General features: G+C 67.8%; 13 protein-coding genes. 10 read left to right on the top strand and 3 right to left on the bottom strand.

The window, feature by feature from the left end; genetic code table 11:
• The first annotated feature begins 2 nt into the window (after positions 1–2).
• The 5 genes from ACIGJB_RS00700 (at position 3) to rfaE2 (ending at position 5,328) form a co-directional block, all read left to right on the top strand.
• Positions 3–782: a PhaM family polyhydroxyalkanoate granule multifunctional regulatory protein gene (locus tag ACIGJB_RS00700; RefSeq protein WP_483730939.1), complete on the top strand. Its 780-nt coding sequence runs from the start codon at positions 3–5 to the stop codon at positions 780–782.
• A 35-nt stretch (positions 783–817) separates the two neighbouring features.
• Complete coding sequence (locus tag ACIGJB_RS00695; protein ID WP_483730938.1) at positions 818–2,101, top strand: patatin-like phospholipase family protein; 1,284 nt, start codon at positions 818–820, stop codon at positions 2,099–2,101.
• A gap of 193 nt (positions 2,102–2,294) precedes the next feature.
• A complete protein-coding gene (locus tag ACIGJB_RS00690) occupies positions 2,295–3,152 on the top strand; it encodes a ferritin family protein (RefSeq protein ID WP_483710106.1) in 858 nt (285 codons plus the stop codon).
• Positions 3,153–3,814: 662 nt separating this feature from the next.
• Positions 3,815–4,768 carry a LysR family transcriptional regulator gene (locus ACIGJB_RS00685; protein ID WP_483730937.1) on the top strand — a complete coding sequence of 318 codons (954 nt, stop codon included), beginning with the start codon at positions 3,815–3,817 and terminating at the stop codon, positions 4,766–4,768.
• A 65-nt stretch (positions 4,769–4,833) separates the two neighbouring features.
• Positions 4,834–5,328 (top strand): D-glycero-beta-D-manno-heptose 1-phosphate adenylyltransferase, encoded by a 495-nt coding sequence (rfaE2, locus tag ACIGJB_RS00680; protein ID WP_483730936.1) that lies wholly within the window; start codon positions 4,834–4,836, stop codon positions 5,326–5,328.
• A 57-nt stretch (positions 5,329–5,385) separates the two neighbouring features.
• Here the strand turns inward: rfaE2 and ACIGJB_RS00675 are convergent, their stop codons facing one another.
• From ACIGJB_RS00675 to ACIGJB_RS00665, 3 genes are all read right to left on the bottom strand, one after another.
• A complete protein-coding gene (locus tag ACIGJB_RS00675; RefSeq protein WP_483730935.1) occupies positions 5,386–6,135 on the bottom strand; it encodes an SPOR domain-containing protein in 750 nt (249 codons plus the stop codon).
• An 83-nt stretch (positions 6,136–6,218) separates the two neighbouring features.
• Positions 6,219–7,046, bottom strand: a complete 828-nt coding sequence (locus ACIGJB_RS00670; RefSeq protein ID WP_483730934.1) for a type III pantothenate kinase — start codon at positions 7,044–7,046, stop codon at positions 6,219–6,221.
• Complete coding sequence (locus ACIGJB_RS00665) at positions 7,043–7,903, bottom strand: biotin--[acetyl-CoA-carboxylase] ligase (protein WP_483730933.1); 861 nt, start codon at positions 7,901–7,903, stop codon at positions 7,043–7,045. The genes ACIGJB_RS00670 and ACIGJB_RS00665 overlap by 4 nt, the downstream gene beginning before the upstream one ends.
• A 306-nt stretch (positions 7,904–8,209) precedes the next feature.
• Between ACIGJB_RS00665 and ACIGJB_RS00660 the strand changes: the two genes are divergently transcribed.
• The 5 genes from ACIGJB_RS00660 to ACIGJB_RS00640 are packed head-to-tail and all read left to right on the top strand — an operon-like array spanning position 8,210 to position 12,983.
• Complete coding sequence (locus ACIGJB_RS00660; RefSeq protein WP_483732368.1) at positions 8,210–9,223, top strand: MlaE family ABC transporter permease; 1,014 nt, start codon at positions 8,210–8,212, stop codon at positions 9,221–9,223.
• Complete coding sequence (locus tag ACIGJB_RS00655; protein WP_483730932.1) at positions 9,220–10,089, top strand: ABC transporter ATP-binding protein; 870 nt, start codon at positions 9,220–9,222, stop codon at positions 10,087–10,089. Before ACIGJB_RS00660 ends, ACIGJB_RS00655 begins: the two co-directional genes overlap by 4 nt.
• Positions 10,086–11,027: an MlaD family protein gene (locus tag ACIGJB_RS00650; RefSeq protein ID WP_483730931.1), complete on the top strand. Its 942-nt coding sequence runs from the start codon at positions 10,086–10,088 to the stop codon at positions 11,025–11,027. The genes ACIGJB_RS00655 and ACIGJB_RS00650 overlap by 4 nt, the downstream gene beginning before the upstream one ends.
• Before the next feature lie 48 nt (positions 11,028–11,075).
• Positions 11,076–11,711 (top strand): ABC-type transport auxiliary lipoprotein family protein, encoded by a 636-nt coding sequence (locus ACIGJB_RS00645; RefSeq protein WP_483730930.1) that lies wholly within the window; start codon positions 11,076–11,078, stop codon positions 11,709–11,711.
• Positions 11,712–11,723: 12 nt separating this feature from the next.
• Positions 11,724–12,983 (top strand): VanZ family protein, encoded by a 1,260-nt coding sequence (locus ACIGJB_RS00640; protein ID WP_483730929.1) that lies wholly within the window; start codon positions 11,724–11,726, stop codon positions 12,981–12,983.
• Positions 12,984–12,986 lie beyond the last annotated feature (3 nt).

Here is a 12,986-nt window from a genome sequence, read left to right as displayed (position 1 = left end):
ACATGTTCGGACAGATTCCCGATTTCACCAACGGCTTCGAATTCATGCGCAAGCTGTGGGGCAGCGGCGCCGGCTTGCCCGGCAGCCTGATGCCCGGCCTGCAGGCGGCCATGACGCCGCCCATGAACCTTGAAGAGCTCGACAAGCGCATCCACGACCTGAAGGCCGTGGAAAGCTGGCTGCAGCTCAACACCAACCTGCTGCACACCACCATCCAGGGCCTGGAGGTGCAGCGCGCCACGCTGGTGGCGCTGCAGACCTTCGGCAACGCGCTGTCGCCGGAGGCCATGCAGAACGCCATGGAAACCGTGGCACGCGCGGCCAACACGCCAGGCACCACGCCCTCGCAGCGTCCTGCCGCCAGTGAAAAGCCTGCCCAGGAAGCCGCACCGGAACCCGCCGCGCAGGCCGACGCCTCGGCCGAGGCAGGCGCCGGCAAGGCCGCTGAAGAGGCGCTGCCGCCCAACGCATCGCTGTGGTGGGACATGCTGCAGCAGCAGTTCAACCAGATCGCCAGCGGCGCGGCGGCAGCCAGCATTGCGCCGTTCGGCATGAGCGGCTTTGGCGCCGGTACACCGGCCACGGCGGCAAAGCCTGAAGAAAAACCGGGCGACAAGCCGGCCGCCAAGCCAGCCGCCACGGACAAGTCGGCGGCCAGCCCCGCGCGCAACGCCGACACCGCACCGAAGGGGGCCACGAAGGACGCGGCCAGGAGCACGGCCGCGCGCAAGAAGCCGTCGGGCGCTGGCAAGACGGCCAAGCCTGCCAACGGCGACAAGTAACGCCGCTGGCGCCTACGGCCTGCCCGGCTTGCCGCATGCATCGAGACAATTTCACCCACCACGCCACCACGCCGCGCCACGGACACCACGGCGGCGTGCAACGCAACGCCACCGCGCTGATCATGATGGGCGGCGGCGCGCGCGCGGCCTACCAGGCCGGCGTGCTCAGCGGCGTGGCGCGCATCGCAGCCGAGCATGGGCATGCCCATGAGCCGATACCGTTCGGCATCCTCGCCGGCACCTCGGCAGGCGCCATCAACGGTGCGGGGCTGGCGATCCAGGCGGCGGACTTCCAGGCCGCCGCGGACAGCCTCTCGGCACTCTGGCACGGCATCCACACCGACGACGTCTACCGCACCGACGTGCTGCGCGCGGGGGTGTCCGGCGCGCGCTGGCTGTCGGCGCTGGCGTTCGGCTGGGTCACGCAGCGGCGCGCGCCGCGCGCGCTGCTCGACAACGCGCCGCTGGGCAGCATGCTGGGCGAACTGTTCGACGGCCAGCGCGTGCAGGCGAGCCTCGATGCCGGCTTGCTGCAGGCGTTCGCGGTCACGGCACTGTCCTACAGCACCGGCCGGCACGTGACGTTCTACCAGTCGCACCGGCGCATCCACCCGTGGCACCGCAGCCAGCGCATTGCGGTGCCCGCGCAGATCACGGTGGACCACCTGCTGGCGTCGTCGTCGATCCCGTTCCTGTTCCCGGCCATGGCGCTGGAACTCGATGGCCATCACGAGTGGTTCGGCGACGGCACCATGCGCCAGATGTCGCCGCTGTCACCGGCCATCCACTTGGGCGCCGCGCGCGTGCTGGCCATCGGATCGGCTTCGCGGCAGCGTCCCGGCTGGTTCGACACGGTGCCGTCCGGCGGGTATCCGTCGCTGGCCCAGGTCGGCGGGCAGGCGTTGGCAAGCATCTTCCTGGACGGGCTTTCGGCCGACCTGGAGCGCCTGCTCCACATCAACCGCCTGCTGGCGCGCATGCCGGAACTGGCTGGCGATGCCGAAGGCTGGCGCCCCGTGCAGGTCATGACAATCTCGCCGAGCGAGCCGATCGAGGCCATTGCCGCCGAACACCTGCAGCAGTTGCCGCGCACCGTGCGCGCGCTGCTCAGTCCGCTGGGCGGCACCGAAGCGCGCGGGGCCGCGTTCGCGAGCTACTTGCTGTTCGAGCCCGAGTTCACCCAGGCCCTGATCGCGCTCGGCGAACGGGACGCCGCGGCCCAGGCCGATGAACTGGCGGCCTTCCTGTATGGCATCATCCCGGGCACACCGTCGGGCCACGCAGGCGCCGCGCAGATCACCCATGCACACGTCGTATAAAGACAGGCTCCCAGCCGACAAGCGCCGCCATTGGCACATGGCTGCACGAGCGTGTCGCTAATCGCCCAAATATGGCGCCGAATCCGCCCGAACCACTGAGATAGTCGTTGCATTTGCGGCGATCCGCCCTAAAAAAGGGAATAGAGAATAATTCGCATCTGGTAGAATCCGCCCGTAATTTCAAAGGCTTACCATGCTCTACCCCGAACTGTTCAAATCGTTGGAAGCGGTCCGCTGGCACATGGACAAGGACATCCCCTGGGATACGTTCGACGCCAGCCTGCTGACGGACGACCAGGCCAAGACCATCCGCATGAACGCCATCACGGAATGGTCGGCCCTGCCGGCAACCGAGATGTTCCTGCGCGACAACCGCCACGACTCCGACTTTTCGGCCTTCATGAGCATCTGGTTCTTCGAAGAGCAGAAGCATTCGCTGGTGCTGATGGAGTACCTGCGCCGCTTCCGCCCGGACCTGGTGCCGACCGAGGAAGAACTGCACGCGGTGCGCTTCGAGTTCGACCCGGCCCCGCCGCTGGAAACGCTGATGCTGCATTTCTGCGGCGAGATCCGCCTGAACCACTGGTACCGCCGCGCGGCCGAGTGGCATTCGGAACCGGTCATCAAGCATATCTACCGCACCTTGTCGCAGGACGAAGCCCGCCACGGCGGCGCCTACCTGCGCTACATGAAGAAGTACCTGGCGCAGTTCGGCGACAACGCGCGCGCCGCGTTCGCCAAGATCGGCGTGCTGATGGCCTCGGCGCGCCGCACCGAGAAGCCGCTGCATCCGACCAACCTGCACGTCAACAAGGCGCTGTTCCCGAACGACACCGTGCAGTCGCGCCTGCCCGATCCCGATTGGCTGGAAACGTGGCTCGACGAGCAGATCCGCTTCGACGAAGGCTGGGAAAAGAAGGTTATCGAGCGGATCCTGCACAATATGTCGCTGCTGTTCGAGCGCACCTTCGAAACGGTGCAGGACCTGAACCGCTATCGCAAGGAACTGAACGCCAGCCTGCAGGCCGGCGGCGGTGAGCAACCGGCCTGAACCCAGGACTGACTCCCGCTGACTGAAAAGCCCCATCGCATCGATGGGGCTTTTTTCATTGGTGCCCGCCGTTTTGGATGGACGAACGCACCGGCATGGTGACATCCGCCCGAAATCCCCCTGACACAATCGTCGTGTAGCGATGGGGCGAAACAACGCATCAATACGCTCAAAATCGCCGCGGCATTCAAAAGGGGCCAGGATGCTACCGGCAATATTGCCCGCCCAGGTAGTAACGGGTTACCACATCGCTTGCATCGTCGGACACCTCGCCCTCGCGGCGGGCTTGCCGTCTGGGTTTCCGGGTTTTTCACGAAATCCTTGAAATCACAAAAAAGAAAAACTAAATCACCACCGCAGATTAATGTGGTAACGATTTTTCATTATTAATGTTTGTTTCCACAAACATTAGACGATTCAATCTAGTCATTTTGTAAGGGCCTGGAATATACGATAAGATAATCGCACCTCCTGTTCTGGAGAGGTCTTGCTGTAGTGCCCATAGCCCGAATGGGTGAGCCACCCTGCGTTGAAGCGGGAATCCCATTCCGATATATCCGGATTTTCCACCAAAGCATGGAAATTCCCGTACAAGACCGGTTATTCGATCGGCCGGAATTTTAATTCGGCACGCGGCAACATAATCGCTAGGGAGTTGAATATTGCGTCACATTGATTTCAAGGCCCTCGATGTCTTTCTCCACGTCATGCGCCACGGCGGTATTGCCAGCGCCGCCGCGGCACTTGGCATGCGCGCGCCCACGGTGGTCTACGCCATCCGCAAGTTGCGTGAAGTGACCGGCGACCCGCTCTTCCTCGAACGGCGCGGCAACCTGGTGCCGACCGCGCGGGGGCTGAAACTCGAGAAAGCTGCCTCCGGCATGCTGCAGAACTGGCACGGCCTGATCGAGCACAACCGCCAGGCGCCGCGGCTCGCAGGACCCAGGCAGACGCTGCGCATCGGTCTGTCGATGGCACTCGGCGACCCGGCGCTGACGCAAATCCTGGCGCGGCTCTCGGCCGCGCTGCCGGAGCGCCAGATCGTCTCCAGCGTGCTCGACAATGGCCGCCAGGTGGGCCTGGCGCTGCGCAAGGGGCTCATCGATTGCGCGGTGACGGTCGATGGCGTGGTATCGCTCGACGGCATCGCGAGCGAGCACATGCTCAGGGCCCAGCGCTGCATGATCAGCCTGCCGACGGTGGACACCGGCCTGTGCAACGGCCAGCGCGAGCATTGGACCCTGCTCAGCGACGATGCCGATTCCGACAGCCCGGTGCGGCGCTACCTGGCCGGGGCGGCCGATGGCGTGCGCCTGACCGTGGCGCCGTCCTGGAACGGCCAGCTGGCGCTGTGGCGCTCGCGCGGCGGCCTGACACCGGTGCTGAAATTCAACGTGCCGTGGATCGATGGCGCCAGCGCGGCCTACGTGACCGAGGTGCCGCCGGGCTTCCCTGCCTGGGCCAACCTGAGCCTGTTCTACCTGGCCGGATGCGCCGAAGCGCCGTGGCTCGACACGGTGCGCCGGGAGCTGCTGACGGTGCTGCGCGGAATTGCGGCGGCCACCATGCCGCTACCGGCCAATGACGACGCCCTGTCATGGCGGCGTGCCGGCTGAATCGGCTGCCAGCGGACCAACCGGCGTGGGGTACCATTCCGGGGATGAAAAACCTGGCCCCAGACATGTCCGTACCCGCCTTCGAATCCAAACTGACCCTGCCCGACGATGCCGCGGCGCTGGCCGCGCGCATCGCGGCGCTGCCGCGCCCGCTGGTCTTCACCAACGGCGTCTTCGACATCCTGCACCGGGGCCACGCGACCTACCTGGCCCAGGCGCGCGAGCTCGGCGCCAGCCTGGTCGTGGGCGTCAACAGCGACGGCTCGGTGCGGATGCTGGGCAAGGGCGACGACCGCCCGCTGAACCATGAATCCGACCGCATGGCATTGCTGGCCGCGCTGGCTTCGGTGGACCTGGTGGCGATGTTCCGCGAGCAGACCCCGGTGGAGCTGATCCGCCAGGTGCGCCCGGATATCTACGTGAAGGGCGGCGACTACGACATCGAGACGCTCGAGGAAACGCGCCTGGTGCGTAGCTGGGGCGGCACGGCCATCGCCATCCCGTTCCTGCACGACCGCTCGACCACCAAGCTGCTGACCAAAGTCCGGCAGCATCGTTGAAGCAACGGGCCGGCGCCCTGGCCCCCACATCCGCTTTCTTCCACCGAATCCGGATACTCAGGCGGCGCCGCAGGGCAGCAGCGTCTCGGCGCCGTAGCGCTGGCGCATTGCGTCCAGCCGTGCGCGCGCCGCTTCGTCGGCACCGCGCACGCGCAGCCACGGGCGCATGAACGGGTGCGGCGCGTCAGCCAGCACGGCGGTGCGCACGCCCTGTCCACGCAGCGTCTCCAGGTAGTGTTCGGCGTGTTCGCGCTCGCGGAACAAGCCTAGCGATACCGTGAACCACTCCGCGTCTGGCGTGCCGCTGGTGACCACCGCATAGTCGGTCACGTTGCGGCGGCGAAGTTCGGCCAGCTTGCGTTCGAGATTCTCGCGCGTGGGCTGGGACGGCAGGTGGATCCACCAGCGCACCTGTTCGCGGCGCTCGAACTGCTCGACCTGCCAGGAACCACCGGAAAGGTCTTCGGCCGCGCGGCGAACGGCCTGCGCGCTGAACCCGCCGATTTCCACGCACTGGCTGTTGTCGCTGCCCGCGCCCGCTGCCGCTGCCGCAATGACCTTGCCGGCCGGACCCGCGCTGCGCGGAACCGCCTCGGGCGCCGGCGGCGCGGGGCGAAGCTCCATGCGTTCGGTGCGCACCTGCTGCCGCAGCCGTGCCGGTTCGCGCGGCGTGCCGAGCCAGCCCGACATCGGGTCCGGGCCGAACGCGCCCAGCACGGCCGCGAGCAGGAAAACGTTTGCCAGCAGCAACAGCGGCAGCAGGATCGACAGCCAGTGCGGCCGGTCGGGCGGGCCAAGGCGGAACATGGGGCGGGGCGATGTGAAAGGGTCGACGCGTGGACGATTGCCGGGGCGCAGCGATAACGGCGGCGGCGGCGGCGGCGTGGCGCTCAGGCCGTTGCCATCGCGTGCAGCCCGAGCAGCACGAGATTATCGTGCATCTCGAACGGCACGGCGAGCGCTCCCGCCAGCGCGTCCCGCGCGCCGCCCGACAGCAGGCAACGCGTGTGACTGCGCGCGCTCAGCGTGCGCCAGGTCCGTTCGACGGCGCCGGCCTGCGCGGCCAGGCAGCCCGCGGCAATGGCGTCATGGGTGTTGTCAGCCCACGACAGGCGCATGGCAGCTGCGGTGCCGGTGTCTTCCACATCCAGTGCCGGCAGTTGCGCCGTGTTGCGCGCCAGCGTGCCGAGCATCAACGCCAGGCCCGGCAGGATCAGGCCGCCCTCGAAGCATGCCCGGCCGTCCGGCTGCGCCGTGATGATATCGAGCGTGGTTGCCGTGCCCGCCGTGACGATCAGCAGGGTCTCGCCAGGCAGCCAGCGATGCGCGCCGACGCTGCTGACCCAGCGGTCCACGCCAAGCTGCGTGGGCTCGCGATAGCCGTTGACGAGGTCGCCGTGGCTGGTCGCGCTGCGCACCCATTGCACGGCGGGGCATTCGCCGAATGCGGCCACCAGCATGGCGTCGACCTGCGCGGCAATCACCGGTCCCGCGACATTGGTGATCCATACCGGCGGCATCGGCCCCTCGCCACGCAGGGCGCGCAACGTGCCGGCCAGTGTGTCCATGGCGCCGCCTTCGGTGTGCGCAAGGGCGCCGCCGTGCCGCCATGGCGTGGGCAGGTGCCCAGGTTCGGCCACGTGCGTCCGGCCAGCCTCGCACCAGGCCCATTTCAGCCTGGTGTTGCCGATATCGACCAGCAGCAGCGGCGCGCTCATGCCGCGCCCCCGGCGGGCCGCAACGACAGCTCGCCGCTGTTAATGCGCTCCATGCCCGCTGGCGTTTCCAGCAGCAGCTGACCATCGCCGTCGACGCCCCGCGCGATGCCTTCGGCCAGCACCTTGCCATCGTGCAGCAGCCGGACGGGCTGGTCGCGATACGCATCCAGTGCGGACCATGGCGCCGCCATGGGCGCAAAGCCCTGCGCCAGGAACAGCTCGCGCATCGCACCCAGCCGCGCAAGCACGGCGGCCAGCAGCGCGGTGGCGTCGCGCTGCGCGTCAAAGCCCGGCACGGCCTCGGCCACGCCGGCCAGTTCGCGGCCGAGCGCAAGCTCCATTTGCGGATCGCGCACCAGGTTCAGGCCGATGCCGATCACGGCCCATACGCGTTGCGGGCCTGCCGGCACGGCCTCGATCAGGATGCCCGCCAGCTTGCGCCCGTCGATCTGCAGGTCGTTCGGCCATTTCAGGCCAACGCGCGCACCCAGGCCCGCGTCGACATCGTCAAGCGCCTGCGCGAGCGCCAGTCCGACGGCCAGGCTCAGGCCGCTCAGCTGCGACGGCGCCAGCGCCAGCGGCAACGCCACCGAGAACGTCAGCCCCGCCTGCCCCTGCCATGGACGGCCCTGGCGGCCACGGCCGGCGGTCTGGCGGTAGGCCAGGCGCAGGGTGCCCGCATCCGACCAGGGCGCCTGCCGGCAGGCCTGCGTCAGGTCGGCGTTGGTGGAGCCGGTCTCTTCGACCAGCTCCAGCGTCCACCCCTGCAGCGACTGGGGCAATGCCGCGCGCAGGGCGGCGGCGTCGATGCGCCAGGATGGCGCGTGGGCGGGCTGCGGATCGGGGGCGGCGGTCATGGGAAAGCGAGGAAAGGACGTGGCAAGGGCATGGAAAGCTGGTAGGCGGCGCCGGTCCGGCTGGCGCTGGGAACCGCCGTGATGCAAGCGCCGGTTCCAAGGCCGCATTGTAGCCGCGGGCGCCCTTTCCTCGCGCCACCCCGGCCTGTGGCTTAGAATCGGGACTAAGCCATCACATTGTCCTTGCCCTTGGAAAGTCAGACGACGCCTGCCTTCAACATCACACACGAGGACGGAAACGTCAGCGTGCAGCTGTGCGGTGACTGGACCGCGCTGGCGCTGGCCGGTTGCCATCAGGCGCGCACCATGCGCTCCCGCCTGCACGCGCTGGCGGATGCGCCCGACGATGCCCACTGGTCGCTGGCCGGCGTGGACAAGCTCGACCACGTGGGCGGGCAACTGCTGTGGCAGGCGTGGAACGGCAAGCTGCCCGAGCGGCTCGATGCCAGCGACGGCCAGCGCCGCGTGTTCGAGCGCATCGCCAACCTGCATAGCGAAGGCTGGAAGAAGCATATCGTCGAGCGCTTCAACCCGATCACGGAATTCGGCGGTTCGGTGCTGTCGTTCGGCGCGCAGGCCGCCAACGGCGTCAGCATGCTCGGTCAGCTCGCCTTCGACCTGATCCGCTTCGCACGCGTGCCGCAGCGCGGACCGTGGCGCGAGATTTCAGCCAATATCTACAACATCGGCTACAAGGCGCTCGGCATCACGGCACTGGTCGGCTTCCTGATCGGCATCGTGCTGTCGTACCTGTCGGCCAACCAGTTGCGCACCTTCGGCGCCAGCACCTTCATCGTCAATATCCTCGGCATGGCCGTGATCCGCGAGCTGGGCCCGGTGCTGGCCGCGATCCTCGTTGCAGGGCGCTCGGGCTCGGCCATCACCGCGCAGATCGGCGTGATGCGCGTAACCGAAGAACTCGACGCCATGCGCGTCATGGGCATTTCGCACGGCTTCCGCCTGATCATGCCGCGCGTGGTCGCGCTGGCCGTGTGCATGCCGCTGCTGGTGGCATGGACCGACGTGCTGGCACTGGCCGGCGGCATCATCTCCGCGCGCATGCAGCTCGGCATCAGCCCGACGTTCTTCCTGCGCGCGCTGCCCGACGCCGTGCCCGTGGCCAACCTGTGGCTGGGCCTGGGCAAGGGCGTGGCCTTCGGCATGCTGATCGGGCTGGCCGCCTGCCACTTCGGGCTGCGTATCCGGCCCAATACCCAAAGCCTGGGCGAAGGCACCACGGCCTCGGTGGTGGTGTCGATCACCATCGTGATCATCGCCGATGCCATCTTCGCCGTGATGTTCAAGGACGTGGGCATATGAGCACCGCGACCAGCACGATCCCATCGGCCACCTTGCCCGCCGCCTCGTCCACCTCCCCGCCCGCGCGCGGCGAAGCCGTCATCGAGGTGCGCGACCTGGTCAAGCGCTACGGCAAGGCCGTCGTGCACGACGGCGTGAACCTCAATGTGTACCGCGGCGAAGTCCTGTCCATCGTGGGCGGATCGGGCAGTGGCAAGACCGTGCTGCTGCGGCAGATCGTCGGGCTGGAGCGGCCCACGTCAGGGTCGATCCGCGTCTTTGGCGAAAGCCCGGCCCGCCTGAAGCCCGCGCAGCTGCAGGCGCTGCGCAATCGCTGGGGCCTGCAGTTCCAGGGCGGGGCGCTGTTCTCGGCCTTGTCGGTCATCGACAACATCGCGCTGCCGCTGCGTGAACTCCGGGCCCTGCCCGACAATCTTATCTGCCAGGCTGCCCTGCTCAAGCTGCAGATGGTGGGCCTGTCGGCGCGCGATGCCGACAAGATGCCGTCCGACCTGTCCGGCGGCATGATCAAGCGCGTGGCGCTGGCGCGCGCGCTGGCGCTGGAGCCGGAGCTGCTGTTCCTGGACGAACCCACCGCCGGCCTCGACCCGATGGCCTCCGACGGTTACGTCGAGCTGATTCGCGAGTTGCGCCGCGAACTGGGACTGACCGTGGTGATGATCACCCACGATCTCGACACGCTGGTGGCGCTGTCCGACCGCGTCGCCGCGCTCGCCGACCACAAGGTGCTGGCCGCGGCGCCGATCGGGGAAGTCGTCAAGGTGGACCACCCGTTCATCCGCGACTATTTCCTGGGCGAACGCGCGCAGCGCGCGATGCAGGCCCTGCAGCCGGCCAAGGGCGGCGCGCAACCTGGAGAAGCATGATGGAAAACAAGTCACACGCCTTCCTTGCCGGCCTGTTCACGATCGGCCTGGCCGTGCTGGTGCTGTTCGCGATCTTCTGGTTCAGCAGCGACCACGCCGTGCGCGTGCCCTACGACCTGATCACGCGCTCCACGGTGAACGGCCTGGGGCCGCAGGCGGACGTGAAGTACCGCGGCCTGGAAGTGGGCAAGGTGGTGTCGATCCGCTTCGACCCGCAGGTGCCGGGCCAGATCATCGTGCGTGTCAACGTGAACCAGGACACGCCGATCACGCGCACCACGTATGCCACGCTGGGCTTCCAGGGCGTGACCGGGATCGCCTACGTGCAGCTGGACGACACGGCTGCGGAAGAAGGCGCGGTCACGTCGCCGCCGCTGCGCACCTCGCCCAAGGCCGTGGCGCGCATCGCCATGCGGCCGGGATTCTTCGAGGAACTGGAAAAGCGCGGCGACTCGCTGCTCACGCAGGTCGAGACCATGATGACCTCGCTCAACGACATGTTCCAGACCAGCAACCGTGCCGAGCTGATGGCGGCCATCCGCTCGATCCACAAGACCGCTGAAGACTATTCGAAGCTGTCGGCGTCGCTCGAACCCGCGGCGGCACGGCTGCCGCAGGTCGCCGAGAACCTCAACGTGACGCTGCAATCGACGCGCCGGCTCACGCAGGAGCTGGCCAATCCGAACGGCACGGTGCTGCGCACGGTCGATACGGTCGGGCGCGACCTGCAGGGCGCGGCCGAGTCGATCCAGTCGGCCGCCGGCACGCTCAGCCAGGAAACGCTGCCGCAGATCAACGGCCTGGCGCGCGACGCACGCCAGACCGCGCGCACCTTCGAACGCGCCGCCGGTCAGTTCAGCGACAGCCCGAACAGCCTGCTGTTCGGCTCGCCGACGCCGGTGCCGGGCCCGGGCGAGCCCGGCTTCAGCGCGCCGTGACCCCGCCGTGACCCATATGCCAGCCCTGATGAACCAACGAGGCCAATCGTGACATCGACACCAGACCTGCCCACCGCACGCCGCGCCGCCAGGACCCTGTTCGCCGCACTGGCCGTTGTGTCCGCTCTTGCCGGCTGCGCGCTGACCCGTTCGTCGCCGCCCGTCACGACCTATGACCTGGGGCCGCCGCTGGCCGCGGAACAATCTGCCGGGACGCTGCCCAAGCTGCCGAAACTAAGAATCGCCCAGACCGACGGCCCGACCTGGATGGAAAGCAATGCGCTGTTTTACCGCCTGCAGTACTCGCAAGCGCAGCGGATGCAGTCCTATGCGACGCAGCGCTGGGTGATACCGCCCACGCAGCTGTTCGATGGCCGCCTGCGCGAAGCCGTGGCCGCGCGCGGCGCGCTGACGTGGTTTGGCGATACCACCGTGCCCGCGCTCAAGATCGACATGCTCGAGTTCGAGCAGGTGTTCGACAGCGCCACCGAAAGCCGCGGCGTGGTGCGCGTGCGTGCCACGGTGTACCTCCACGGCATGATCGGCCAGCAGACCTTCGCCGCGCGCGAGCCCGCGCCCAGCGCCGACGGCGCGGGTGGCGTGAAGGCGCTGGCGGACAGCACCGACAAGGTCATCGCCGACATGCTGGCCTGGGCGGCCACCCTGCCCATGCAGGGCAAGTAGGACGACAGCACCATGGTGCCGGCCCGCACGCCGCCCGCCATGCCGCCGCAGGCGCCACTGCCTGAGGTGGACGCGCCCCGGCACTCGCCGCTGGCGCGCGTGGGGCTGGTGTGCTTCTCGCTGCTGGTGGTCTACGCGAGCCTGTACCCGTTCAGCGGCTGGGTCGACAACGGCATCTCGCCGTTTGCATTCCTGACGGCGCCCAAGCCGCGCTACATCACCGAGTTCGACCTGCTCACCAATGTGCTCGGCTACTGTCCGTTCGGCGCGCTCGTCGTGCTCGCGCTGCATCCGCGCATGTCCGGTGCGCGCGCCACGCTGATCGCACTGGTAGCGGGTGCGCTGCTCTCCGCCTGCATGGAAGCGCTGCAGACCTGGCTACCGAACCGCATCTCGTCGAACATCGACCTCATCACCAATGCGCTGGGGGCGCTGCTCGGCGGTGCCGTGGTGGCGCCGTTCACGTCCGCGCTGATCGACCGCGGCACGCTCACGCAGCTGCGCAGTGCGTGGTTCGAGCCGCATGCGAGCTTTGCCATCATCCTGCTGCTGCTGTGGCCGTTCGCGCAGATCTTTCCGCAGGAGCACCTGTTCGGCATGGGCGGCATCGTGCGCGAATGGCTGACCGATCCGGACTCATGGCCGATGCAGGTTTTGCAGATGCTGGTGCCGTCGCTGCCTGCATGGCAGGAGAGCATTGGCCTGCGTCCTGACGACATGCAGAGCCAGCAGTTGCTGGAAACGATGGTGACAGCCAGCAGCTGGCTTGGCACCGGTCTGTTCGCTTCGATCTCGATGCGGCGGCACGCGCCGATGCTGCGAATCCTGGCCGGACTGCTGGCCGCGGCGCTGCTGCTGAAGGCCGCGGTGGCGGAACTGCAGTTCCCCGATGGCAACGCTTTCATCTGGCTGTCCGAAGGCGGCCGCTTCGCGCTGCTGACGAGTTCGCTGGCGCTGGCGCTGTTGCTGTATGTGCCACGCTGGCTGCGCGCGGTGCTCGCCATGGCTGCGCTGATCACGCTGGTCATGCTCACCAATGTGCTGCCATCGAATCCGTATGCATGGATCTCCGAGCAAGGCTGGAGAATGGGGCGGTTCGTGCATTTCAACAGCCTGGCGCAGTGGCTCGGGTGGCTGTGGCCATTTCTGGCGTTCTGCTATGTGATGTGGCGGTTTGAACAAGTGAGCCTGATCCGGCATGAGCGGCGCAAGGCGGCTGCGGCGCGGCGGGAGGCGGTCAAGCGGGAGAAGGCGGTGGTATCGGAAAATTGATGG

The organism is Cupriavidus sp. C2SS-8b, from assembly GCF_057073745.1.
The sequence above is the reverse complement of the archived record's forward strand: the minus strand, read 5'-3'. Positions and strand labels throughout refer to the sequence as shown.